Annotated in this window: 28 protein-coding genes and 1 tRNA gene; 8 read left to right on the plus strand and 21 right to left on the minus strand. The window is 59.2% G+C overall.

The window, feature by feature from the left end; genetic code table 11:
- Positions 1-80: 80 nt before the first annotated feature.
- The gene (locus tag CFBP1590_RS16010) at positions 81-698 is read left to right on the plus strand and encodes an aspartyl/asparaginyl beta-hydroxylase domain-containing protein (RefSeq protein WP_058430538.1); all 618 of its coding nucleotides are present in this window, start codon (positions 81-83) and stop codon (positions 696-698) included.
- A gap of 761 nt (positions 699-1459) precedes the next feature.
- On the opposite strand, the gene CFBP1590_RS16015 is transcribed toward CFBP1590_RS16010, so the two are convergent.
- The 15 genes from CFBP1590_RS16015 to CFBP1590_RS16080 form a co-directional block, all read right to left on the minus strand.
- The gene (locus CFBP1590_RS16015; RefSeq protein ID WP_004884774.1) at positions 1460-1816 is read right to left on the minus strand and encodes a hypothetical protein; all 357 of its coding nucleotides are present in this window, start codon (positions 1814-1816) and stop codon (positions 1460-1462) included.
- 1 nt (position 1817) lies between these two features.
- Positions 1818-3521, minus strand: coding sequence for a pectate lyase (locus CFBP1590_RS28290; RefSeq protein WP_088235498.1), 1704 nt, complete (start codon positions 3519-3521; stop codon positions 1818-1820).
- 140 nt (positions 3522-3661) lie between these two features.
- The gene (locus CFBP1590_RS16025) at positions 3662-4060 is read right to left on the minus strand and encodes a type III secretion system chaperone (RefSeq protein WP_025993094.1); all 399 of its coding nucleotides are present in this window, start codon (positions 4058-4060) and stop codon (positions 3662-3664) included.
- A gap of 100 nt (positions 4061-4160) precedes the next feature.
- Positions 4161-4514: a hypothetical protein gene (locus tag CFBP1590_RS16030; protein WP_025993095.1), complete on the minus strand. Its 354-nt coding sequence runs from the start codon at positions 4512-4514 to the stop codon at positions 4161-4163.
- The gene (locus CFBP1590_RS27620; protein WP_122781932.1) at positions 4507-4698 is read right to left on the minus strand and encodes a hypothetical protein; all 192 of its coding nucleotides are present in this window, start codon (positions 4696-4698) and stop codon (positions 4507-4509) included. The genes CFBP1590_RS16030 and CFBP1590_RS27620 overlap by 8 nt, the downstream gene beginning before the upstream one ends.
- Before the next feature lie 116 nt (positions 4699-4814).
- A complete protein-coding gene (gene sctC, locus CFBP1590_RS16035) occupies positions 4815-6830 on the minus strand; it encodes a type III secretion system outer membrane ring subunit SctC (protein WP_032664507.1) in 2016 nt (671 codons plus the stop codon).
- Positions 6823-7233 carry a type III secretion system chaperone gene (locus tag CFBP1590_RS16040; protein WP_025993097.1) on the minus strand — a complete coding sequence of 137 codons (411 nt, stop codon included), beginning with the start codon at positions 7231-7233 and terminating at the stop codon, positions 6823-6825. The genes sctC and CFBP1590_RS16040 overlap by 8 nt, the downstream gene beginning before the upstream one ends.
- On the minus strand, positions 7220-7441 hold the full coding sequence (locus CFBP1590_RS16045) for an HrpF family protein (protein ID WP_004884749.1): 222 nt from the start codon (positions 7439-7441) through the stop codon (positions 7220-7222). The genes CFBP1590_RS16040 and CFBP1590_RS16045 overlap by 14 nt, the downstream gene beginning before the upstream one ends.
- Before the next feature lie 70 nt (positions 7442-7511).
- A complete protein-coding gene (sctL, locus tag CFBP1590_RS16050; RefSeq protein WP_043305820.1) occupies positions 7512-8090 on the minus strand; it encodes a type III secretion system stator protein SctL in 579 nt (192 codons plus the stop codon).
- Entirely contained in the window at positions 8056-8673 is a 618-nt protein-coding gene (locus CFBP1590_RS16055; protein WP_043305819.1) for a hypothetical protein, read from the minus strand. The genes sctL and CFBP1590_RS16055 overlap by 35 nt, the downstream gene beginning before the upstream one ends.
- Complete coding sequence (sctJ, locus tag CFBP1590_RS16060; protein WP_029244534.1) at positions 8670-9461, minus strand: type III secretion system inner membrane ring lipoprotein SctJ; 792 nt, start codon at positions 9459-9461, stop codon at positions 8670-8672. Before sctJ ends, CFBP1590_RS16055 begins: the two co-directional genes overlap by 4 nt.
- Positions 9462-9470: 9 nt before the next feature.
- Positions 9471-9830 carry a type III secretion system inner rod subunit SctI gene (gene sctI / locus CFBP1590_RS16065; RefSeq protein ID WP_029244535.1) on the minus strand — a complete coding sequence of 120 codons (360 nt, stop codon included), beginning with the start codon at positions 9828-9830 and terminating at the stop codon, positions 9471-9473.
- A gap of 34 nt (positions 9831-9864) precedes the next feature.
- Positions 9865-10815: a DNA-binding protein gene (locus CFBP1590_RS16070; protein ID WP_058430532.1), complete on the minus strand. Its 951-nt coding sequence runs from the start codon at positions 10813-10815 to the stop codon at positions 9865-9867.
- A 69-nt stretch (positions 10816-10884) separates the two neighbouring features.
- A complete protein-coding gene (locus tag CFBP1590_RS16075) occupies positions 10885-11091 on the minus strand; it encodes a type III secretion system major pilin HrpA (protein ID WP_004884739.1) in 207 nt (68 codons plus the stop codon).
- A 115-nt stretch (positions 11092-11206) separates the two neighbouring features.
- Positions 11207-12130 carry a sigma 54-interacting transcriptional regulator gene (locus tag CFBP1590_RS16080; RefSeq protein WP_029244537.1) on the minus strand — a complete coding sequence of 308 codons (924 nt, stop codon included), beginning with the start codon at positions 12128-12130 and terminating at the stop codon, positions 11207-11209.
- A gap of 1019 nt (positions 12131-13149) precedes the next feature.
- Here CFBP1590_RS16080 and solA point away from each other — a divergent pair.
- Positions 13150-14325, plus strand: a complete 1176-nt coding sequence (solA, locus tag CFBP1590_RS16085; protein ID WP_088235499.1) for an N-methyl-L-tryptophan oxidase — start codon at positions 13150-13152, stop codon at positions 14323-14325.
- 7 nt (positions 14326-14332) lie between these two features.
- On the opposite strand, the gene CFBP1590_RS16090 is transcribed toward solA, so the two are convergent.
- The 6 genes from CFBP1590_RS16090 to CFBP1590_RS16115 form a co-directional block, all read right to left on the minus strand.
- Positions 14333-15682 carry a TolC family outer membrane protein gene (locus CFBP1590_RS16090; RefSeq protein WP_088235500.1) on the minus strand — a complete coding sequence of 450 codons (1350 nt, stop codon included), beginning with the start codon at positions 15680-15682 and terminating at the stop codon, positions 14333-14335.
- 1 nt (position 15683) lies between these two features.
- Positions 15684-17021, minus strand: a complete 1338-nt coding sequence (locus tag CFBP1590_RS16095; RefSeq protein WP_058430530.1) for an HlyD family type I secretion periplasmic adaptor subunit — start codon at positions 17019-17021, stop codon at positions 15684-15686.
- A complete protein-coding gene (locus tag CFBP1590_RS16100) occupies positions 17018-18814 on the minus strand; it encodes a type I secretion system permease/ATPase (protein WP_088235501.1) in 1797 nt (598 codons plus the stop codon). Before CFBP1590_RS16100 ends, CFBP1590_RS16095 begins: the two co-directional genes overlap by 4 nt.
- A 73-nt stretch (positions 18815-18887) precedes the next feature.
- Positions 18888-19277, minus strand: coding sequence for a protease inhibitor Inh/omp19 family protein (locus tag CFBP1590_RS16105; protein WP_029244542.1), 390 nt, complete (start codon positions 19275-19277; stop codon positions 18888-18890).
- Positions 19278-19334: 57 nt separating this feature from the next.
- Complete coding sequence (locus CFBP1590_RS16110) at positions 19335-20774, minus strand: serralysin family metalloprotease (protein ID WP_029244543.1); 1440 nt, start codon at positions 20772-20774, stop codon at positions 19335-19337.
- Positions 20775-21270: 496 nt separating this feature from the next.
- On the minus strand, positions 21271-21942 hold the full coding sequence (locus CFBP1590_RS16115; protein WP_004884720.1) for a Bax inhibitor-1/YccA family protein: 672 nt from the start codon (positions 21940-21942) through the stop codon (positions 21271-21273).
- A gap of 121 nt (positions 21943-22063) precedes the next feature.
- Between CFBP1590_RS16115 and CFBP1590_RS16120 the strand changes: the two genes are divergently transcribed.
- The 6 genes from CFBP1590_RS16120 to CFBP1590_RS16145 all read left to right on the plus strand — a co-directional run bounded on the left by CFBP1590_RS16120 (position 22064) and on the right by CFBP1590_RS16145 (position 24673).
- Positions 22064-22151 (plus strand) — tRNA-Ser (locus CFBP1590_RS16120).
- Positions 22152-22290: 139 nt separating this feature from the next.
- Entirely contained in the window at positions 22291-22683 is a 393-nt protein-coding gene (gene tusD, locus CFBP1590_RS16125) for a sulfurtransferase complex subunit TusD (protein WP_025993112.1), read from the plus strand.
- A gap of 1 nt (position 22684) precedes the next feature.
- Entirely contained in the window at positions 22685-23047 is a 363-nt protein-coding gene (gene tusC / locus CFBP1590_RS16130; RefSeq protein WP_058430527.1) for a sulfurtransferase complex subunit TusC, read from the plus strand.
- Positions 23047-23343, plus strand: coding sequence for a sulfurtransferase complex subunit TusB (gene tusB / locus CFBP1590_RS16135; RefSeq protein WP_088235502.1), 297 nt, complete (start codon positions 23047-23049; stop codon positions 23341-23343). The genes tusC and tusB overlap by 1 nt, the downstream gene beginning before the upstream one ends.
- The gene (locus CFBP1590_RS16140; protein WP_029244549.1) at positions 23340-23675 is read left to right on the plus strand and encodes a TusE/DsrC/DsvC family sulfur relay protein; all 336 of its coding nucleotides are present in this window, start codon (positions 23340-23342) and stop codon (positions 23673-23675) included. Before tusB ends, CFBP1590_RS16140 begins: the two co-directional genes overlap by 4 nt.
- On the plus strand, positions 23672-24673 hold the full coding sequence (locus tag CFBP1590_RS16145) for a glycosyl transferase family protein (protein WP_088235503.1): 1002 nt from the start codon (positions 23672-23674) through the stop codon (positions 24671-24673). Before CFBP1590_RS16140 ends, CFBP1590_RS16145 begins: the two co-directional genes overlap by 4 nt.
- Positions 24674-24734 lie beyond the last annotated feature (61 nt).

Raw genomic sequence — 24734 nt, forward strand, 5'->3', positions numbered from 1 at the left:
CCAGTGCCTGTTGAATACGCTCGTGGTGCAGCGCTGACTGCACCACGAGCTCTTTTTAGCGTTCTCAAGGAATACCGAAAATGACCACGGCCTTTTATTCGCTCGACGACTTTCCCGCACTCGCCCATCTGGTTGCCAATTGCTCCGTGATTCAGCAAGAGGTCGCCGCAATGGACGCGCCGTTGCTCGACATTGATCGTACCGACAAGTCCCATCAGCAGGTCCACACCGAAATCAGCGAACACCTGCAGCAAGGGGGTGATTACGGCTGGCTCAAGGGTTGGGGGGCAGAAGGCGGCAACCGGGACTGGACGCAATACGCGCTGCTGTTCAGGGACACGCCCATAGGCCCGGCCCAGGCGACCCTGCCGCGCACCCTGGCGCTGTTCGCACCGCTCAAGGGCATCAAGGTGCTGGCGCTGGCCCGTCTGGCACCGCACAGCCTGTTGAGCATTCATCGCCACCCCGAACTGACCGACGAAGGCCTGCTGCAGATGCACATCACCCTGAGCGCAGCAGGCGAAGCGAACTTCTCGTACCTGAATGTGGCGGGCGAGTTCTATCACCAGCAACCGGGAACAGGCGCGATCTTTGACGGCGCGCTGGATCACTTCGCGGTCAACGCAACGCCGGTCCCGCGAACGATCATCTACATGGAGTTCGAAAAAGAGCGCTTCATGAAGCCCGCCACCCACTGACACCTCTCCCGAAGCACCGCTTAACGTTATACACAAATCTGCCTCAACACTGATCGTGCCCATCGCTCTGAAGTGGGCATGCATCCCACGAAGCTCTGCGCCACGTTCGAGAGCGGACGCGGAGCGTCTTGAGAGGCGTTGCCACGCGGAGCGTGGTAACGATCAGCGTGCGGTAGCGGATACCGATCGTACCCACGCTCCAGCGCTCATCGTTATACGCAAGCCCGCCTCGACACTGATCGTGCCCATCGCTCCGCGTGGGCATGCATCCCGTGACGCTCCGCGTCACAAATGGCACAGATTGCGGATTCAGTGAGCCGAGCGCATGGCTTCAGTCACCTTTTCGCCCCTCGACGACTTACTTTGAGAGGCCAAAGTAAGCCTGCTGCTCCGGTTCCGGCCCCGGCTTCGCCGGGGTTCCTTCGTCCTGACACTGATTCGGGGGTCGCTGCAAATGGGCCATCCATGGCCCAGTGCAGCTCAATCGGCATCCATGCCGATTGTCCCCCCCGAATCAGCGCCAGGACTCAGCCTTCACCCACATCGCGATCTGCGGTGTTCATGCCATCGCGCTACAAAAGCGCATCAGCGCTGCTGCCTAACTGGATAGCCAGATGACTTGTGTATAACGATGAGCGCTCTGCGTGGGCATGCCGCACGACAGCGCTCCCGGCGCTATCCAGCCAGACGCAGATTCGGTAAAACCCACCTATAAAAAAACGGGCTCACAAGAGCCCGTTTTGTTTTCCTCGATCAGCGCTTCAATGCACGTTCGGTTTGCCGCCCGCCGCTTCAAGCAAACGGTCGGCCATCAGGCGTACGATCCAGAAGGCTGTCAGCGCCGCATCGCCCTGCAGTTCGCCCTGCCCGGCATCACGTTTGAAGCCCGGTTCAAGGCTGTCGACGTAATGATCCAGACTGAAGCGATCGCCCACCTGAGTGGCCGGCTTCTCCAGGGTGTCGCGCATCCGGTCGGTGACCAGTGCGATGGCTTTCTCGAAGGCCTGGCGCTGCGCCGGAGACAGGTAGCCCCCTGCACGCACCAGCGCTGCCCAGGAGCGCTCTTCAGGAGTGTCCTGCGCCTCTTGCAACGCTTGCGGTTGTCGCGTGACCGTCATCTCAAGCCTCCTTGTGGTTGGTCGAGCCTGGCAGTTTGCTGTAGGCGTTCTCGACGTTCTTCAGATCGATGCCGCTGGTGGACAGGTTCAAGCCTTCGCTGTCACTTTTCACGAAGGAGAATTTGCCGTTTTCAGCACTGATGTTTTTCAGGTCCAGGTTCCAGTCACCCTGCTGACCGCCGTTGGTGCGCATGAAGGTGCCGAAGTCCTTGACCTTGAAGTTGTCCACGTTCACGTTCGCATCGGCATTGAGCTGGAACACCTTGTCATTGGCGCCCTGGGCACTGCTGTTGGTGATGTTCAGGTTGGTGACCTTGGCACCGCCCTCACCTTTCACGGTCAGCGCATCTTCGCCGACATTGGTCCAGTGGACGTTATCCACGTTCACGGCCTTTTCGCTGGCGGCGCGCACATGCACGCCATCGGCAGCGTTGTCACCCAGCACCACGTTTTTCAGGGTGGCGCCCTCAGCCAGTTCGAACATCGGCTTCTGTCCCTCGCCCTGTCCACCATCCCCCAGAGCCTTGCCTGCGGTGAAGGTCTTGCCGCCGCCGTCGAACGTTTCGCCAGGACCCACTTTGATGGTCTCGTTGATGACGGTCGGATTGCTTGAGGCCGTCGGGAAGGAGACCGGCGTGGCCGAGCCGCTGGTGCCAGTGCCGGTCGGACCGGTAGGTGAAGGTGTTCCAGTCGGACCAGTCGGTGTCGGCGTGCCGCCGCCCGCGCCCGGTGTTGGCGCTGGAGTACTGCCACCGCCTCCGATGGAAGGTGTTCCGCCACCGCCACCCAGGGAAGGTGTTCCACCTCCACCTCCACCTCCACCTCCACCACCGCCGCCGACGGACGGAGACCCACCGCCACCGCCACCGCCACCGCCAACAGAAGGTGCTCCACCGCCACCTCCGGTGCCTGTCGGTGCGACACCACCACCACCACCACCACCACCACCACCACCACCACCTTTACTCGCGCCATCAGACGGCTGGCTGAAGGTTTCCGGATGGCTGTCCATGAACTGGGCGATCATTTCCAGCAGCTCTTTGAGCTTGCCGTTCTGAGACACCTCACCGCCGCCATCGGCAGTCGGCTGAATGGAGTTGTCCAGCGATCCGCCACCCAGTTTCTGCATGAGCGTGTTGACCAGATCCTCGGTGCTAGATCCGCCCGCCGCGCCCTGAGTGCCGCCCAGCCCCTGGCCCTGACCCAGCGCACCGGCATCCTTGCTTGCACCGGTTCCGCCGCCGCCAATACCGCTGGCACCACCCGAACCACCACCCGAACCGTTGCCTGCGCCGGAAGACGAATCCGAGCCACCGAGGATTTTCTCGAACAGGGCCATCAACACTTGAGTCAGCAGCTCCTTTTCGCCGCCGCCAGCGGTGCCGGAATCCTTGGTCTGCCTGTCACCGTTCTGCCCGTTGCCCTGAAGCGACTGCAATAACGAATCCAGATCGCTTTGCCCGCCCTGAGCGCCTTTACCGGCCGACTGCCCCCCGCCTGCACCCGAGCCCGAGCCCGAACCAGACCCGGAACCCAGCAGCATCTCGGCCAGCATCCCAGCCAGCTCCTGCAGCGCGGACTGGCCGCCCTGAGCGCCCTGGCCAGCGCCGGTCAGTGAAGCACCGATACCCATGCTCGTGCCGCCCACGCCGGGAAGGCTGGACAGGTTTCCCATCGAACCTGAAAGGCTTGTTAAATCAGACATTGCTTACCCCGCTCCATCAGTGAATGTGTCGGAAAACGACAGTCGATTCCGCCGATCCGTCGGTGTCACTGGCAGGCATGACCGCCATGACACTCATCGCTGTGTGGACTGCTGCGGACCTGCGGTTCCCGACGTTTCGGTCAATTGAGCAGAGAAACCACTGCAGTGCGGGTCTGCTGGGTCTGGGCAATGAAGCCGTTGACCAGATCACAGAAAGTGCCTTCGTCCAGGCCAGCCAGCTCACGCTGGGTGCACAGACGTACATCCTGCTGATCGAGGGCGAGCCAGCAGCCGCGAAGTTTTGCGGTATCGAAGTTGGCAGAAAGGAGGCGTTGCAGGTTTTCCGGGCTTTTGCGCAATTGGCCGAGCCGACTGTGAATAACCACGTGGTCGCTGTGCGCAGCGACTTCAATAACAGCCGCCTGACGCTGCTGACCGTCGTAGAGCGCACACACGCCATTCTGGAGGGTTAACGGTGTACCGAGAGTGGCACTTAGACGGGCAATAAAACGTTGCATGTCGCGTTGGGAGTTCGCCATTGAATAATCCTCAAGTTAGTCGGTGCGGTAAACAGACCGCGGCGACAAGTGAGTGGAAAATTAATGGCGTCCGGTTCCGGCTGGAACAAATATTCCGAATTCAGTTATTGAACCCTGCCAGCATCAGAAACTCGCCCACCAGTTCCTGAAGGGCGTCCTCACGCCGATACTCAGGGTCCAGTTCATGCCACACGACAAAACGTTGCTGGCTGTCCAGGCAAATATAGTAACCATCATAAGATTCGATATTCTCGAATCGACGCTTGAGCGCGTCGGAAAACAGATCTGGCCGTTGGGCTCTGCGCTCGATCATCAGCGACAGCCCCCAGCCCACGCTATCCTTGCGATGAACGAAGTCGATCCCCGGAGCCCACTGCCAGGTACTCGGCCGTTGCTGGCCGATACTGACGAAGAAGTCCCGCTGATCATTACTGCGCAAAATCGTTTCAGTCATTCAGATGTACCAGGCTGTATTCAGATGAATCGTTGCGCAATTCCGGCGACCACCAAACTTTAAGGCTGGAACTGTTGGCGCCAAGTTGCTGACAATCACTGGAAAAACAAGATGTTTGCATTGTCGCACAGGCGCTCAACAATACCGCGACGACAAACAAGGTACCCACACGCACCCACTTCATTTATGAATCTCCCGACAAAAGGACTGTATTGAAATGACCGTTAACACGTAATACGAGTGCCGGATATGAGCGACCGCGCCTTCAGCGCACGATATATCCCTGTATCGTCATCGGCCTCAAGGCGGCAATATTGAAACTCTCACGGGGGCTGCTGGAACCGCAGTGGCAGCGGCGGGCCTCGTGGCCACGAACACTTCGGTGGACTGGCCTGGCTGCAACTCCGTTACGGGTAACATTGTTACTGCAAGTGTCCGGGCTCCGGCGCAGGAAGCCAGCGAGAATGCCTTGGCGCGGGCACTGTCGTTGCGAACCACACCGACGGTGATATCGAAGGTATCGCCCCTGAACCACTGTCCCCGGGACGCATCGATCGACAGGCCGTGATCCACTCTACACAGGTCCTTCAGCGCCACGCCAGATGATGACTCTTTGATATCAGGCGGCAGCCGTCCGTTGGCCAGCTCCGAAAACGTCTTGCTCACCCGATCCCTTTTCTGTTGCCGGGTACTGGGCGAGCCGCTCAGCGCAAGGGCTCTGTCGAGCTGCGGGCGGTTTTCCCTGGCGATATAGCGCGACGGATCGAGCTGATCGCCCACCAGTCGCGGTGTGAGGATGAATAAACGTTCACGTCGCGAGACTTCATGGCGCTTTGAAGTGAACAGCGCACCGATCACCGGCAGGCTTCCAAGAATCGGTACCTTGTCCTGACGCTCTCCGCTTTCATCGACATGAAAACCGCCGATGACCAGCGAACGGTTTTCTCCGATGACCGCCTGGGTGCTGACCGTGCCGCGCTTCACATCCGGCGTATCGTTATCACGGGTACGCTCGAGCTGGCCGTCTTCGATATCGACGATCAACTGAAACCGGTTGGGCTGCTCACCGGCAATGGTTCTGGGAATCACCCGCAGGCTGGTGCCCGCCGTCACCGGCTGAACGTTCGCAACCCGCTCGCCGGTGGTGGTGATGTAAGCCGTGCGGCTGAAATCGATCACCGCCGGCTGGTTTTCCAGCGTCAGCACCGAAGGCCGGGCAATGACCGAAGCAACACCCTGCCCTTCGAGCGCCTGTATGTCGGCAAAGAACCGGTCGAAATCGTTGATGAACAGGGTCGACGAACCACCGGTCAGCAACGAACTGCCGAAGTTCACCGAGCCTGCCCGCGCAGACCACCGGGATTCCAGGCTGCTCAGCTGGCTGCGATCGATGTCGAGGATGACCGCGTCGATTTCCACCAGGTTGCTGGGCTGATCGAGCTGCTGCACCAACTGCTGGTAGGTCTCGCGCTTTTCTGGATCATCGTAGATCAGTACCGCGTTGTTGCGCACGTCTGCCACCACACGGCGGTTGCTGTTCGATTTGCTCTCGCCGCTACGTGCCGGTGTGGCCTTGCGGTTGCTGGCCAGGTTCATGATCTTGCTCTGGCCCATGTCGGCCATGTCCTGCATGGCGCGGATATTGGCGGCCGGGTCCTGCGGCAACGGAGGCCTGTGCTGGCTTTCCAGCAAGCCGTCCAGCAGGGTCGCGACACCTGGAATGGTGATGCTCTGCTCGCGATATTGAATCTCGCGGTCAGCTACGGCGGCATATCGCAACGAAAACATCATGACCTGATGCTTGTCCTGCGCCTTGACCTTTTCCTTGCTGAAACCGCGTATCAGCTCGACATAGCGCGCCGGTCCGCTGACCAGTACCACGCCTTCATCCGGCAACTCGCCCCAGCCGAAACGCTTGTCCAAGAGACCGATATCGGTGAGGGCCTGCTTCAGATCCGGCGCTGCGTCAGCCGACACTTCAAGGCGCTGGGACACCTGGCCCGATTGCGGGCTGACGTACAGCTTGCCGTTGTACAGAAACCACTGGAATTGATGTTCCAGCGCCAGCCGGTCGAGAAACTCCTGGGCATTGCCCGCGCGAATCTTCGCATCCACCACTCCTGTGATACCGCGGCTGTCGAGACCCACGCCATACGAGCTGGCGAAATCCGACAACACTTTGGTCAACGGGGTTTGCGACGCCTCGTACGCATAGGCGGACTGGCGCCACTCTTCAGGCACACCCGCAGTTACGACTTCAGCCTGCACACACAACACTGATATCCAGAAAAGCCGTTTCAGGCACTGCTTAAACATACGAATTCCCCAGAGACAGAGGACGAACCGGGCGTTTTGCAGGCGATGCTGACGCTTCGAGCATCGATTCCCACACGTCGCGCTGGTTGACCAGCGCCTCAATGATGCTGATGACCGGCGAGGTACCCTGGAAGGACTGAAACTGCACCAGGCAAAGCCGATGGCTTTGCGGATCCAGTGCCAGCGCAGCACTGAAGCGTCGAATGCTGGGGCCCGACAGACGCAGCGCGGCGGCCAGGCTTTCATCGTCGCCACGCCAGGCAGCGCTGAGCGGCGCGGTATAGATCAGCCCGTTGGTGCCGCGCTGAATGCGCAACGGTTGCTGATCGATCTGCAGCAGCAACTCGGCCGTGCCACTGTCGAGCCAGCGCTCGACCGTGGCGAGCAGGTCAACGGATTTCATTGATGATCGCCTTGGCCAGGTTGTGCTTGACCACAATCTCCTGGTTGGCGGCCCAGCTGGCGGTGGATGACTGGCGAATGGCGGAGTTGAAGGCGTGCCAGTCTTCAGGGGAGAAGGCATCCATATTCAGCGCAGCCGAATCCAGATCCTGCTGGGCATTTTCAAAATTACTGTCGAGACGGCGTCTGAGTGCATCTGAAGAAAGCATGGTGATACTCCTGGTCCGGGAACTGCTGACTGAGTGGCAAGGCACCGGCTTTGGTTCCAGAACTTCATGCTCAAGGCCAGATATGTTGCTGCAACCCGCTCCAGCCGAGGCTGAAATCGCCGTGTTCGGTGCGCAGGCTGATGGCGTCCGGGTCCAGACTGGCGTCGGTTCGCAGGGTCCAGCCTGGCTGATCATGCGTTTCAAGACTCAGCGCCACCGCCTCCAACTGATCGGGATGGCAGAACAGCAACGCAGCGTCCTGATTCGAACTGGCCAACGCCAGCTGGCGAATCACCGACCTGACCTTTTTATCGGTCGGTACTTTTTCCAGAAGGCTCTCCAACGCCTGGCTCACCAGTTGCGCGGCGGTTTCGACCAGCGTTTCCAGCGCCTGCTCGCGCTGGGTGCGCAGGTCATCGAGCAACACCTGCGCTTCTTCCCAGACCTGGGCCCGTGCCTGCTCTTCACAGGACTGACGCAGCACATCGGCTTCGGCGTAGGCCTCGGCGAGAATCGTCTCGGCCTGGGTGCGGGCGTTGTGCAACACCTCATCGGCCAGTAGACATTCCTCAAGAGTCTCCCTACGCAGCAGCGGCTCGATGAGTGTGATTCGATCAGCTGGAAGGTTCAGACTGCGACGGGTCAACATGAGTGTTTCCTTCATTACGAGCGTTCAGTACGTACCCGGCAATGGCCTGCCACAGCGCACGCAGACGCACGGCAGGCACTTCTTCGAAAACCATCCGCTCGGCCTCCTCGACCGCAGTGCGATCAAACCTGAGTCGCAACCTTTGCCACAACCGCTCACCGACACGGCGGCGCAACAGACTCAGTCCGGCCACTTCGCAGGGATCGGGGCTCCATTGTTCAGGCATCCAGCAACCGGGCTGCAATCCCTTGCCGAGCCGACGACACCACAGATGGGCAGACTCATCCAGATCAGCGGTTCGCGGCCTATGGGTACCGGCGCAGACCGTCACACACAGCCTCAGCGCCAGCGTCCACTCCTGCGGCGCAAGATCCAGCAGCGGGATGAGCAGCGCCTCGGGCATGGGCGGTATCGCCGACGTCATGCCAAGACAGCGATCGGCCGACTGCGCACTGACCTGCTCCAACAGGTGAAGGGTCGAGGCATTGGCCTGCTCCAACAGTTGCCAGCTGGAATGTGCGTCGCGCCAGCCCTGAGCCCACCAGCGAACCCAGATCAGCGCCTGAGGTTCGCTGATGTTCATGGTGTGGCTTCGCTCGACGCCTGCGCAGTATTTTTACGCAGCAGACGCTCTCGCAGCCGCGGGTTGAGTGCCCACAGACCGGCCAGCAACAGCACCAGCCCGACACCACACAGCACCGCCACCCACTGCAGGAACTCGAAACGTTCGCGTGTGACGTTGAACGGTCCGATGCTGACCATTTCCACCGACTCCTGATAACCCTGAGCCGGCACGAACACCACGGCCAGTTTTCGTTCGTCCGCATTGGTCATGCCGGGAATGCTGCTGGCGACCATACGCCGGATGCGTGGCAGCACGCTGTCGGGTTCGAGGTCAGCCCGGTGCTTGATGAACACCGCAGCCGAGGCCGGTTGCACAGGTTCCCCCGGCGCGATGCGCTCGGGCAGCACCACATGGACCCTGGCGACGACCACGCCGTCGATCTGCGACAGGGTCTGCTCAAGTTCCTGAGACAACGCATAGATGTAGCGCGCCCGTTCTTCCAGCGGCGATGAGATCACGCCTTCCTTGCGAAACACCTGGCCGAGCGTGGAGCGGGAACGACGCGGCAGACCCACGGCCTCCAGCACCCGCACGGCCCTGGAGATGTCCTGAGTGGACACGAGCACTGCAACGCCGCCCTTGTCCAGGCGCTTCTGCGCATCGATGTTTTTGCCGGCGAGTTCGGCCAGAACTTCGTTGGCGTCCTGCTCGGTCAGGTCGCGATGCAATTCCATGCGATCACCACAACCGGCCATCAGTAATGCCAACAGAACGACTACAACAAGCCTGACTGTCCTGGGATGCATAATCACGCCTTATTGCAGACTGGTCAGTTTTTCCACGGTCTGGGCGGCCTTGCTCACCAGCTTGGCGCTCAACAGGCTTTCCAGATAGAACGAGGACAACGAACGGTTGGCCTCGATCAGGGTTTGCGGGTCGTTGGAACGGGCCGCGCGCTGCAGATTGCGGTCGACCTTCTCCGAATCTTTCTGGTAGGCAAGCGACGCCTCGGAGATCGGCGAGATCATCCGTTGCGGGTCGTTTTGTGCAGGCGCTGCGTTCGAGCGCATTGCCGCGTTGAACCAGCTGATGTCCGCCTCGGCAGGAGCCGCATCTGACGCTGCATCAAGTTCGGGAAGACCCGGTTGATGGTGGGACACGCGAGTGATCGCCATAGTTGATTCTCCTGCCAAGACGAAGGTTTACCCATCAACCGCGATAGTTGGTGGTGCTTTGCTGAACCAGAACCGACAGGACGTTGCCCGCCGCGATGCTGGCATCGGTTTTCAGGGTGTTGCCCGCGCCGCCGTTCTGGAAGTTCTGCTCCGCATTCGGAAACAGACCGCCCAGCGAGTCGCCTTGCGCGCTGCCCTTGATTTCGCCCTTGATCATGTCGATGGCTTTCTGGAACTGCTCGCTCTCGCCCTTGGACATGACGTTGTCGCCTTCGGACAACTCGCCCATCCAGTCCTTGGACTTGCCATCAGGCTTGCCGAACTCTTCAGGGTGCATGTCCATGAAACGCGACACTTCCTTGAGCACATCCTTGTCTTCGAACGAGAACGTTGTCTGACCGCTCTTGGCGTTGGGGCTGGTGTTGGGCTGCAGGAGGTTGTCGAGCTTTTCCTCGCCCAGGCTGCCGAGCAGCGCTGCCAGCAGTTCCTGCAGACCGCCGCCGGAGGCATTGCCGCTGTTGGCAGCCGGTGCGCCCCAGTTGGAAGCGGGATTTTGACCGGAGCCAACACTCTGCCCGGTGCCGGTACCCGTGCCGCCCGAAGCGCTGCCGGTCGAGCCGCCACTGAGGAACTCGGTGATCAGCCCTTCAAGCCCTTTGGTGAAGGCTTCCTTCTCTTCACTGTTCAGGTACTTGTCTTCGGAAAGCTCGTCGCGCCAACCATTGACTTTGCCTGTGGCGTCGTCAGGTTTTCCGTACTTTCCCGGGTTCTTGTCCATGTGATCGGCGACCATGCCGAGCAATGGATTTTCGGTATCGCGGATGTTGGCACCGCTGCCGTGCTTTTCGAACATCGAATCGCCCAGCAGCGAAGCGATCTTGCCTGCCGCGCCGCCCGAATCGGACTGCATGGAGGTCATTTGCGTGCTGGCGAAGGTACTTTGGAAGGAGGCACTTTGTGGAACGCTTGCAGTAGAAGAAATCATGAATCCACTCCTTGAAAACCGCACAGGTTGAAGCCCTCTCGGTGTAGACCGAGAGGGCACGCCAACCACTTAGTAGTTGATCGCCTTACCGGTTTGCTGTGCAGAGTTCTGCGCCTTGGTGGCGGAGTCCTGATAGGCGCTGGCGATACCGTTCACGGTATCGGTCATCATCTTGTTGGATTGGGCTTCAGCGTTCATTGTTGTGGTTGCAGCTGCAGTTGCATCCATTTTGGTCATTGCAGCCATCGAAGCGCCGAGCGAAGCAGTACCAGCCATAGTTATTACTCCTGATCATCGAGAATGTTCGAACACATCATGTGTGTTCGAAGCATGAGTGGCCGACAGTCAAAAGCAGTTCCATTGAATGACGACAATCATTTCAAGGTGATGATCACAGCTCGGGCGAATTGATGCTCAGGCTTTTCATGCGGTGATACAGGGTGCGTCTTGGAATACCCAGTTCATTGATAACCGAGTCGATGCTCTTGGGATGGCGCGACAGACAATCCTGGATAAGTGCCTTCTCGAATTGCCGAAGGTAACTCTTCAAATGAATACTGTTTTCGGTCTGAGAATCGTTCTCGCTACTCAGCGGCGGCATACCCAGGACAAAACGTTCGGCCGCACATTTGAGTTCGCGAATATTGCCGGGCCATCGGTGGCTGAGCAGACGGTTGAGGACATGCGGGTCGCGAACCGGAATGGGCTGGCCATGCTTTTCGGCGGTCTCGACGACAAATCGCTCGAACAGCGAAGGCAGATGATCCAGTCGGGAGCGCAAGGTCGGCAGCTGAATCTTGATGACATTGAGCCGAAAGAACAGGTCGCGGCGGAACTTGCCCTCCTCGACCAGTTTTTCCAGCGGAGTCTGGGTTGCCACGATCACCCGAAGGTTCAGCGGCACGAACCGGGTGGAGCCCAGCCGCTCTATTCCGCGCATCTCCAGCACACGCAACAGCTTGGCCTGCAACAGCAGCGGCATGCTGTCGATCTCGTCCAGATACAGCGTGCCGTTATGAGAAGCCTCGATATACCCGGCTCTGGACTTGGAGGCGCCGGTGTAGGCACCGGCCATCACACCGAACAGTTCGCTCTCGGCCAGTTGCTCGGGCACCGCCGCACAGTTGATCGCAACCAGCGGCCCTTCCCGGCCGGACAGCTGGTGAATCCGGCGGGCAAGCGTGTCCTTCCCTGTGCCGGTTTCGCCTTCCAGAACCATATCGACATTGAGCGGAGCTGCCTTGCGGATAAAGGACTGCAGAGTGCCAAAGATATCGAGAACCTCATGCTCCATCGGCAATGAGTCGTTGTTCATAGCACACTCATCCATCCATTCCCCTTACGATGATAATCAGTTCCGTCGAATATCAGGAATACTTCGGGTACGGACTTCAAGAGCGGTCAGGCGTCCGGTGCCGCGAACCGCATACTTTAAATTAATGTAAGACAATTATCTTGTGGTGTTTTTCTATCGTGCCTATTGAGGCAATCATGACGGCATTCGGTTTACCGAATGTGGCGCAGCACTGAAACAGGGCATGCCTGCAAAATCTGCACAATGATGCGCAACTTCCAGCAAATGATTTAATAAGGATGTCATCAACGAAGTGCAAGGCTGTCCGTTCACCTCTTGTTTGACGTCGTCCCGCCAGTAGTTGTTGTAACGCGCACCGGAATTGCACCGTGATCCGGTACAAAATATTCGGTTTTCCGAACGCATGGGTAGCAGCTTAGTTGGCTGAATTCTGTACCACGATAGATTTTTCGAGCGTTGTGCAGAGCAAAAAAACATAGCATTCGATTGTGACAGCTCCATTTTCGCACTCTGCGCAGCCGGATCGAGGTCATCGAAGACGCTCGAAACGACGTCAGCAACGGTCATGGAACCGGCTTGGCACTCAGGTCACTCAGGAGCAATCGGCGGCAGATTTTTCTCACGCAGGCGGCAGATTTTTGCAAGCCCGACGCAACGAAAAAATTTCCGTCTTGTGCGTCATGACACTCCGCCAGACCGGAATTCCCGGACAAATCTCTGCAGAGCAGCAGAGCAGATCATGAGCTGTTCATAAATTAACCACACAGCTGCACCCCACGCCAATCAAGGGTTTCAAAAAGTTACCCACAGACATACCCACGATTTCCGTGGACAACTTATGGCAAATTTCGAACCTTAAAACCGTTCAAGAGCGCAAGCCAAAAATCTTACATCTATCTACTGCAAATCCAGCCCCGAATATGCATGGCCGTGCCCCGGCCTATCGATAGATGAAACTGACTGTTGCTTCCTGGCGCGCTTACCTCTGAAATGGGTCCTTTACGCGAGGCAGTCTGCAGATGGAGCAACAATGTGACGTGGCCGTTCTGGGCCTTGGCGCGATGGGTGCCGCCACGCTTTATCAGTTGGCCAGAGAAGGCGCGGATGTGCTGGGGATCGACCAGTACGCACCGCCCCACACGCTGGGTTCCAGCCATGGTGATACGCGCATCACCCGGCTGTCGGTAGGCGAAGGGCCGCAATACCTGCCGCTGGTGCGCAATTCGCACCGCATCTGGCGCGAGCTTGAAGCATTGACCGGCGAATCCCTGTTCGAGCAGTGCGGCGTGTTGGTGATGACATCCAGCCCGGCCTATGACCCAAACGACCCGGAAGATTTCACCCACAAGACGATCGCCCTCGCCCGCGAGTACGGCGTAAGGCATGAAGTGCTTTCAGCCGCAGACATTCGCGAACGATTTCCGCAGTTCAGCCCGGTCCTGGACACCGCCATCGGCTACTTCGAACCTGACGGAGGTTTCGTAAGGCCCGAGCGCTGCATCGCAGCCCAGTTGCATCTGGCCGGAAAACTGGGCGCACGTATCCGCCTGAACGAAACGGTGACCCGCCTGCAGGCTCATGGTGATCAGGTGCGCATCACCAGCGATCAGGGATCGATTATCGCGAACAAGGTGGTGGTCAGTGCCGGGATGTGGTCGTCGCAACTGCTGGGCGAGCCCTTTACCGATCTGCTGCGCGTCTGTCGGCAGCAGCTGTTCTGGTTCGCACTGGAAGACACTGCCGCCTTCGCCCCGGTATCGCCCAGCTTCATCCTGACCCACGGCCCTGGCGAGGTGGATATCAATTACGGCTTCCCGCCCTTACCCGGTGAAGGCAGCATGAAGATTGCCACTGAGCAGTATCTGCATGCGTCACAGGCCTGCGAGCTGGACCGCAGCGTCAGTGCCGAGGACGAACAGACGATGTTCCGAACGCAGGTCAGCGGCAGGATTGCGGGCATAAAGGCAGACGTGGTGAAGTCATCGGTGTGCGCCTACACCGTGACGCCGGACTACCATTTCATCATTGACGACCACCCGCACCTGAAGAACGTGACCGTGGTCTCGGCCTGCTCAGGACACGGCTTCAAGCATTCCGCTGGTCTGGGGCTGGCGCTGGCGCAGCGTTGTCTGCGCGGCACCAGCGATGTGGACCTGTCGGCATTCTCGCTCAAGCGTTTCGGCAAAACCGCCTGACGCTCGCTCAACGCGGCTGCACGAATGCCTCATCGATGCGCGCCAGATCGGTATCGCGCAAGGTGCCTGCGTGATAGTGCAACTTGATCCAGGCCATCAGGTAGTCGTAACGAGCGCGCGCCAGGTCGCGGCGCGTGCTGTAGAGCTGTTGTTCAGCGTTTAGCGCATCGAGATTGATGCGCTCGCCACCCAGAATGCTCTGACGCGTCGACTCGACCAGCGCCTGCGCCGACACCAGCGCCTTTTGATAGGCGCGCAGTTTATTCACCCCGGAAGTGGACGCATTGAATTGCCGACGCAGTTCGATCAGGGTTTCCCGGGTCTTGCCTTCCAGCTCGTACTCCGCCTGCTCCCTCACGCTGTTGGCCTGACGCACCGAAGCGCTGGTACCGCCGCCTGCGTACAGCGGCAGGCTGACTTCGATGCCCACCGTATTGGTGTCGTACCGCTGGTTATAGGTATTGCCGCTGTCGGACTCGTTCTGGCGAATGCTCGCGTAGGCATTGACCCGTGGCAAATGACCGGCACGGTTACGCTCCACTTCGTAACGAGCCACTTCCAGCGCCTGACGTTGCGAGGCGAGAATCGGGCTATTGGCCATTGCCAGCGCGTGCCACTCGCTGTAGCTCGACGGTTCCAGAACCATGGCCTGAAAGCCGTCCCTGAGCGGATCCAGCTGCTCGATGGAGATCGCCTGTTCACCCAGTAGCGCGCCCAGTTCACGCAAGGCGGCATCCTGCTCATCGCGGGCCTCGATCTGTTCGGCAATCGCCAGTTCATTGCGCGATTCGGCTTCGAGAATGTCGGTACGAGTACCCTCGCCTTGCTGAAACATCTGTCGGTTCTGTTCGAACTGACGCTCGAAAGCCTGCTGCTTGGCCTGGGCGATATTGATCTGGTCCTGAGCGAACAATGCCTGGGTGTAGGCCGTCAGAACCCGAACCAGCAGCTCCTGACTTTTGCCGCGAAAGGTCTCGTCGGCAAACAATGCCTGAGCGACGCCTTTGCGGTAGTTGGCGTAGGCCTCGTAATCGAGCAAGGGCTGCTGGATCGTGAGGCTGGAACCGAAACTGTTGTAATGACGATGATCGGTGGTGTCTTCACGCCCGCCCTTCAAGGTCGCTTTGGAGTCGTTACGCCCCTTGTTGTAGTTGTACGACACTCTGGGCAGCAGGCCTGCGCGGCCAATGGCACGATTTTCCAGCCCCGCATCACGCTCCTTCAGCGCACCAAGAAAAACCGGATCATTGCGCAGCGCCTGCTCGTAGATCTGAAACGGCCCCAGGGCATGGCTTGCGGGAGAGACGCAGAGCAACATGGCTGCCAGCGCGGCAGCCTTACGGGTCAAGTGGATCATCCTATTCCTCGGTCAACGCGGAGCCGGCACGATCCAGCAAAGGTTTGAACAGATAATTGAGTAGTGAACGCTCGCCGGTGCGTACAAACATCTCTGCAGGCATACCGGGTTTGATCACCAGGCCGTTGAGCTTCTCCATCACCGCATCACTTACCGAGGTGCGCAGGACGTAATAGGGCTGGCCGGTTTTCTCGTCTTCCAGTTGGTCGGCCGATATGAGACTCACCTCGCCCGTTACCCGGGGCGTGCTGTTCTGGTTGAAGGCCGTGAACAGAATGTCCACGGGCAGATGACTGCCGACCTTGTCGATCAGGTTGACCGGCAGGCGGCCTTCGACTTCGAGCCGGGTGCCTTGCGGGACAACTTCCAGCAGGGTCTGACCGGCGCGCACCACGGCGCCTTCTGTGTGTACGCCGAGGTTTACGGCGATGCCGTCAGCAGGCGCGAGAATCTCGCTGTGTTGCAGACTGAAACCCGCAGACGCCAGCTGCTGCTCAAGTGTGAGGGTCTTGACCTGCGCGTCGGCCCACTGCGTACGCACTTCTTTCTGGTATTCCTCACGCTGTTGCTGCAGGCGCAGCCGTGACTCGACGATGCCCTGCTCGATCCGCCCGGTTTCTCCGGCGTTCTGCGCCATTTCCTGCTGGACCTGGGACAACTGGCGCTCGTATTCCAGGAGGCGGTTGCGCGGAATGAAGCCGTTTTGCGCCAGCGGTTGCAGGTTGCTCAACTGCTGGCGCAGCGAATCGGCCTGTGCCAGAAGATCGGAGCGCGCCCGACGCATGCCGGCCAGTTGCGCGCCTGCACCTTCGATGCTCGCCTGCAAACCGGCCTGTTCGCGCGCAAGGGCCTGCCTGCGGCTGCTGAACAACTGGCGCTGCCCTTCGAGCACCATTGCCAGCCGCGGATCAGGATCCTGTCCATGCCCGGCAGCAATCAACTCCGCAGGAAAGTTCACCTCGCTCAGGTTATCGCGCTCACTCTGCCAGCGCGCCAGGCTGGCCCAGGCCATACGGTACTGGGCGCGCAACGACTGAACATCAGCTTCGACCTGGGTCTGATCCAGACGAAACAGCGGCTCGCCTTCTTTTACAGCCTGTCCTTCAGTGACCAGAATCCGGCTCACTACGCCGCTGTCCAGCGACTGCACCGCCTTGCGCTTGCCCGATACCACCACCGTGCCCTGCACTGCGATGCCTTGATCCAGTGGCGCAAGACTTGCCCATAAAAAGAAACTGCCGGCACCGACGAGCGTCAGCAGCCAACCGGCACGGGTGAAGAACTGCACGCTGCGTTCCTTGCCCGGAACGGCGTAATCGTTGAGGTGTGGGCTGCTCATACTTCGGACTGCCTGTTCTGTGTGCCGTACTGGCGGCTCATGGAAAGCCCGACGGCCGGACGCGTTGATGACGGTGGTTGCGGCTGCACGGAAGGTTGCGGCTGAGAAGCCTGCCCGGACAGGGCCTGAAGAACCTGTGCCGTGGGTCCGAATGCTTGCATTCGTCCTTCGTTGAGCACCAGTAGTTGATCGGTCTGAGACAAGGACGCGGTTCGATGGGTGACCAGCACCACCGTGCAGCCACGTGCTTTGAGCTCACCGATTGCTCGGGTCAATGCGGCCTCGCCTGCGGTGTCCAGGTTGGAGTTGGGTTCGTCGAGCACCACCAGCTTCGGTTCGCCATAAAGCGCGCGGGCCAGTGCCACCCGTTGCTTCTGCCCGCCGGACAAGCCGCCGCCGTCGTCGCCCAGGCGCGTGTCGTAGCCCTGCGGCAGACGCAGAATCAGCTCGTGTACACCCGCCAGTTGCGCCGCAGCCACCACCTCGCTGGCGTCACCTTCACGGAAGCGCGCGATGTTCTGCGCCACGGTGCCGCTGAACAGTTCGATGTCTTGCGGCAGATAACCGATGTAAGGCCCGAGCGCTTGGCGATCCAGACGATGCATGTCGGCACCGTCGAGTCGCACCGTGCCACCGAGCACCGGCCAGATGCCGATCAACACACGCGCCAGGGTCGATTTCCCGGAACCGGACGCCCCCAGCACGCCGAGCACTTCGCCGGCTTTCAGCTGAAAGTTGACCTGATGCAAGGTCGGCACGGTCACACCTGGCGGTGCGGCGCTGACCTGTTCGAGCCCCAGTTGACCGCGTGGCACCGGCAACGCCATGCGTTGTGCGGGTTCGGCGTAGGTCTTGAGCAACTGATCCAGCCGTCCATACGCCAGACGCGCCGAACTCCATTGTTTCCAGACGGCTATCAGTTGATCGATCGGACTCAATACCCGCCCCATCAGGATCGAACCTGCGATCATCATGCCGGGGGTCATCTGGCCGCGAATGACCAGAAACGCACCGAGGCCCAGTACCAACGACTGCAGACACAGGCGCAACGCCTTGCTGATCGAACTGATCACCGCCCCGGTATCACTGGCGTCATTCTGACGAGCCAGAAAACGCCCGTGGACATCGAACCAGCGTCGGCGCAAGGCATCGAGCATGCCCATGGCCTGGATCGCTTCGGCCTGCTGCAGATGACGGGTCGCCAGTTGCGAGGACTGCTGCGAAAAACCGCTGGCCTCGCCAAGGGGTTTACGGGTCAGCCACTCGTTCAGACAGGCCAGCGCCACCAGCAACGCGGCGCCCACGGTGGCCAGCAGCCCCAGCCAGGGATCGAAGAGAAAAATCACCGCCAGATAGATCGGAAACCAGGGCGCATCGAAGAACGCGAACAAGGCCGGACCGGTCAGAAACTGGCGAATGAACGTCAGATCACCCAGCGCCTGCCCTGCCTGACGTTGCCCCGCATGCAGATTGCTTTCGAACGCCGCCTGATAGACACGCAGATTGAAGCGACGCTCCAGCTCACTGCCGATGCGGATCACCACGAAACTGCGGATCATTTCCAACAGCCCAATGAAGGCAAAAAAGCCGACCACCATCAGGGTCAGCATGACCAGTGTGGTCTGATTCTGGGAGGTCAGGACGCGGTCGTAGACCTGCAACATGTAGATGGATGGAGCCAGCATCAACACGTTGATCAGCGCGGTAAAACAACCGACGCCGATCAGCGCGCGTTTGTAGTGCCCCAGGGCTTTATAAAGCGGAGGGTGGGCACCCAACGGCAACGCACTCATGATTCTTCCTTGAAGGCCGCGTTTGCAGCCGGGTGACATCGATAAAAGTTATCGGTTTGCGAATCCGTGCGGCTCAGTCCTGCTCGATAAGACGTGCCAGCGTGAGCAGGTCGCCTCCAGGCAACCGGGCCTGATACAGCTGATTGCCCATGTGGTTGAAATGGATCAGACCGGAGCCTTCCTTGTCGGTAAACGCCAGCCCGTCAGGCGTGGGAAACCATCCCGTTGGCGTATCGCTCAGCCAGCGCGAGGCGCAGGCCGGGTCTCCGCCCAATTGCGGCGCGTCGGTATTGAGTTGCAACTCACACGCCTCACTCGGCCGGGCCTGAGCGAACAGTCTCCACTTGCCACTGAGTTCAGCGGGGCTGGGTAACTTCAAACTCGTCGCCATACTGACTCCAGAAATCGCTGCCAGCAGCGCAACGGCTGCCGCAATGTTTCGAAAAAGGTGATGGATGATCATGATGGCCATATTCCAGAACATGGGCGGCTCATGCGAGCCACCCATGAGTACTACTATTTACACCACGATATCGGTGGCAACCGCCTGGCCGACAGTGCCGACCAGGAAGTCAGCGACGCCTTGACCGGTGAAGTCAATGGCGAGGCTGCCCAGGTTGGTACTCTGGGTGTAGCTCAGGATCGCTTCGCCCGCATGACCGCTGAACGCGTTCACAAACTGCAGCGAGGTCAGCGACGAGATGGCCGACACGTCGATCTTGTCCTGACCGCGGGTGAAGTCACGGATCGTGTCTTGCGCTGCCCGGTTGGAGTCGGAACTGGCACCGAACACGAAAATGTCCGCGCCCGCGCCGCCCCACAGGGAGTCAGCACCGCCACCACCGTAGATGATGTCGTTGCCGGCACCGCCCTTGAGGTCGTTGGCCGCAGCATTACCGACCAGCAGATCGTTGCCCGATCCGCCCACGGCGTTTTCGACCAGAACGCCCTTGGCGATGGAAACGTTGCCCACCATGCCGCCGACGTCCGAGAACGACGCTTCGTTGAGGTTGATTTTCTGGTTTTGAGTGAAACCGGAGAAATCCAGCGTGTCCTTGCCGCCGCCATCCCAGACCGAAAACACCACCTTGGAAGAGGCGGAGGTTGCGCTGTAGAAATCACGACCGGCAGTGGAGTTGAAACCGTACACCGTATCACCGGCACGGGTGCTCATGTTGGCACCGTAGAGTTGCTGGATGGCTGCGATGTCATCCATCAACGGCCCCGACGAATAGGTCGGCGAGCCGCCCTTGACGAAGTTCTGATCGGTGTTGGACTCACTCCAGTAACTCATGACGCTGTAGCCACGCGTGTCTTCTGCGTAGCTGACATCGTTATAGGTCGGGTTGCCTTCGCCGGCGTTGTAATCGCCAGGGTGAGACAGGCCCAGGGAATGGCCGATTTCGTGAGTCAGTGTCTGGCGACCGTAGTTGCCATTGTCTGGCGTCAGGTTGACCGTGTAGGAGTTATTGGTCAGGTACCAGGACTGGCCATCGTACCGGCTGTTGCCGCTTGGCAGGTAAGCGAAAGCCGCTCCGCCGCTGCTGCCATCGCTGTAGTTGCCGAAGGTCATGTGCCCGTCACCGCCGGAAGCAGCCTGGGTGAACGTAACCTTGGCGACATCCGCCCAGGATTGCATCGACAACACAGCTTGAGCCTTCTGCTGCGCGTTGAATGCACTGAAGGTCCCAAGCGACGTATCGAACCCGGAAGGTCGAGCCGTCAGGAACGTATAGGTGAGATTGATGGTGCCGTTGCCGTCACGATCCACCCATGCAGCGTCGTCGCGGAGGATGTAGTCAGCGGCTTGATCGACAGAATACGACGGTTTGCCATTGATCGTGAGATTGCCACCGCGATCGTAGGTATGGACAAAAGTATCGATCTGGTTGAACGCCGAGCTTCCGGTTGCCGCCAGTTGCACGGCCGAGAGAGCAGCATTTTCTTTAACTTTCGACATGTCACTTCCTTGTCTACAGATAGAACAGTTTGGTACGACAGCCTCCCTCGGGTAGCGAGAGAGTCCTGTCACTCGCTTTTGAAGCGTAAGCAAACTGACACATTTGGAAATCCTGTGTCTATCCCTCTGCGATGATGTCAATTAGCCAAAAGCAGGAAAATGCCTACAGGCGTTGGGGAATAACCTGATAATTATTTTAGTGATATGCCAATGCGCCATAAGCCGCTGAAAGACTTGTAACAACCTTGATAAATATGACCGATCGGTCATGGAATTTTTGATCGAAGGGTCAGGGATTTTCACAGCGTATCAAGGCTGACCTGAACCCTTCCGGACGGCGCTTGAGGTTCGAGTGCCCTACTCTTCAGCGGTACCAATCGCCCACTTTCCAATTTCACAAAAGCAAACGCCCCGACAAGTCGGGGCGTTTGTTTATTGCGTGGCAAACCTTGTGTTCATTCAGCAGAAGCAAGCCTCTGTGAGCGACAAGCCGTTATCAGTCGTCGCGGCTCATGATGCCGAAAATCTGCAGCAGGCTGACGAACAGGTTGTAGATCGAAACATATAGGCTAACCGTGGCCATGATGTAGTTGCGCTCGCCGCCATTAATGATGGCGCTGGTCTGGAACAGAATGCAGACCGACGAGAACAGTACGAAACCGGCGCTGATCGCCAGCTGCAGGCCACTGATCTGGAAGAACATGCTGGCCAGCACCGCACCCAGCAGAACAAAGAAGCCTGCGGTTATGAAGCCACCCAGGAAACTCATGTCCTTGCGAGTGATCAGCACGTAAGCCGACAGACCACCGAACACCAGCGCGGTCATCGCAAACGCAGAGCTGACCACTTCAGCGCCGCCCGCCATACCCAGATAACGGTTAAGGATCGGGCCCAGCAGGAAACCCATGAACCCTGTCAGGGCGAAGGTCGAAACCAGACCCCATACCGAGTCACGGAGTTTGTTGGTCAGGAAGAAAAGGCCGTAGAAGCCGATCAGCACCACGAAAATATTCGGGTAGCCGACACGCATCTGTTGAGCCATGAACGCCATGACACCGCTGAATGCGAGGGTAAGGGCCAGAAGACCATACGTATTGCGCAGGACACGACTAACCTCTAGCTGGTCGGCCTGCATGCCGGTTTTAAGGGCGTAATCCTGTTCGCGCATTGCGAAACTCCTTACTGATGAAATGTTGAGTTGCAAAGATCATAACAGAGGCGCTGCAACTGGCTAGTCAGAGAGTTTGACAGCTTGTTTCATTCCGGTATTATGGCGCCCGCAACGAAGTGGAGGTATGGCCGAGTGGTTTAAGGCAGCAGTCTTGAAAACTGCCGACTGTAACAGGTCCTAGAGTTCGAATCTCTATGCCTCCGCCATATTTGGTAGCGCAAAGCCCTGATCATTCAGGGCTTTGTCGTTTCTGGGGTTTGGCCAGCGCGCCTTCATCGTCCGCAAACTCACACCCCCGCCCTCGAATTCTTTATCATTGCGCATGTTTTGCTGGCAGAGCCGACAATGAAATTCGCCATTTCCCTTTTTTCTGCGGGCCATGCGCCCTCTTCCCGGCGTGCGCTGCTGTTTGCCCAAGCGGTGCTCGCGGGCGGGCACGAGATTGTCCGGCTGTTCTTCTATCAGGACGGCGTGCATAGCGCGTCGGCCAACGCCGTTACGCCTCAGGATGAACAGGATGTGCCACGTCAGTGGCGCGACTTTATCGTCGAGCACCAACTCGATGGCGTGGTGTGCATCGCCGCTGCGCTGCGTCGCGGCGTTCTGAATCAGGAGGAAGCCGAGCGTTATCAGCGCCCTGCGGCCAATCTGCTGGAGCCTTGGGAATTATCGGGGCTGGGTCAGTTGCATGACGCCGTGCAATCGGCAGACCGACTGATCTGCTTCGGAGGGCCTTGAAATGCCCAAGTCACTTTTGATTGTCAGCCGTCAGTCGCCTTGGTCGGGTCCCGGCGCGCGTGAGGCACTGGACATCGTGCTGGCAGGCGGCGCGTTCGATCTGCCCATCGGTTTGCTGTTTCTGGATGACGGCGTGCTGCAGCTGCTGCCGCAACAGAGCGCAGCAGCCTTGCAACAGAAAGACCTGACCGCCAATCTCAAGGCATTGTCGATGTTCGGCGTTGAAGACCTCTATGCCTGCGCGCAGAGCATTGCCGAGCGCGGTGTCCCGAGCGCTGGCCTGGATGACGACATCTGCCTGCTGTCCGGCCGGACCGAGCTGTCGGCCTTGTTCGAGCGCTATGACCAGGTGATTACGATCTGATGAGCACTTTGCACGTTCTTTCCCATTCCCCCTTTACCGACAACCGTCTGGACAGCTGCCTGCGTTTGCTGGGCGACAACGACGGCATTCTGCTGTGTGGCGACGCCACCTACGCCCTGACGCCGTCGAGCCCTGTTTCGCTTAAGCTGCAGCAGGCCGGTTCGCAATCGCTGTTCGTACTGGACGAAGACCTCAAGGCCCGTAACCTCCCGTTGCCAGCCGGTATTGTCAGCGTGGATTACGCAGGCTTCGTCGAACTGTCGATCCGTTTTGACAAAGTGAACACCTGGCTATGAAACAGTTGATCGTCGCCGGGCGCACACTGGAACTCGACAAGGACGGGTTCCTCACGGACCTGAACGATTGGTCGATGGACATCGCCCATGCACTGGCTGGCGAAGAAGGCCTGACGCTGACGCCCGAACACGTCGAGATCCTCGAACTATTGCGTGGCTTTTATGCAGAGTTTCAGCTGTCTCCGGCGACCCGGCCGCTGATCAAGTACACCGCACTGAAACTGGGTGCCGAAAAAGGCAACAGCATGCACCTCAATCGCCTGTTCAACGGCACCCCCGCCAAACTTGCCGCCAAGCTGGCGGGCCTGCCAAAGCCGACCAACTGCATATGAACGACTACGCCCCGCTTGTCACCGAAACACCTGAAGAACACCCTTTTGCCCAGTTTGTCCGCATTCTGGGCAAAGGCAAACGTGGCGCACGCAACCTGACGCGCGAAGAAGCGCGCGAGGCCATGGGTATGGTGCTTGACGAAAAGGTCGAGGATACCCAGCTCGGCGCTTTTCTGATGCTGCTGCGCCATAAGGAAGAAAGCCCGGAGGAACTGGCCGGTTTCACCGAAGCCGTACGCGAACGCCTGAATGCGCCGCCCATCCAGATCGACATCGACTGGCCGACCTACGCAGGCAAGAAACGTCACCTGCCCTGGTATCTGCTGGCCGCCAAGTGCCTGTCCCAGAATGGCATCAGGATCCTGCTGCACGGCGGCGGAGCTCATACGGCCGGTCGGCTGTACACCGAGCAGTTGCTCGGTTTGCTGAATATTCCGCTGTGTCGCAACTGGTCGTCGGTCGAAACAGCGATGGCACAGGGCAATCTGGCGTTCATGCCACTCGCCGACTGGGCACCGCAACTACAGCGCATGATTGACCTGCGCAACACGCTCGGGCTGCGCTCGCCAATTCATTCGCTGGCGCGGATTCTCAATCCTTTGCAGGCGCGCTGCGGGCTGCAAAGCATTTTCCATCCGGGTTATCAGAGCGTTCACCGTGATGCCAGCAGCCTGCTGGGTGACAACGCCATCGTGGTCAAGGGCGATGGCGGTGAGATCGAGATCAACCCGGACACCATCAGCCATCTGTACGGCACGACCGGCGGACAGCCTTGGGACGAGGAATGGCCAGCCCTCTCGCCGCGACGCCACGTCAAACCCGCCACGCTCGACCCGGCGCAACTGGTCGGTTTGTGGCGAGGCGAACTTGAGGACAGTTACCCGCAACTCGCGCTGATCTCGACCATGGCCCTGGCGTTACGCGGCCTCGGCATCGCGCGTGATGAAGCGTTTGTGCAGGCGCAGACACTCTGGGAGCGCCGCAACAAGGATCTGTGACCGATCGGCTTTATCGATAATGATCGGTCAGAATTTGCGTTTTTCGGTCGAACCGATGTCA

Origin of the sequence: Pseudomonas viridiflava (assembly GCF_900184295.1) — a bacterium.
Classification (GTDB): Bacteria; Pseudomonadota; Gammaproteobacteria; order Pseudomonadales; family Pseudomonadaceae; genus Aquipseudomonas; species Aquipseudomonas viridiflava.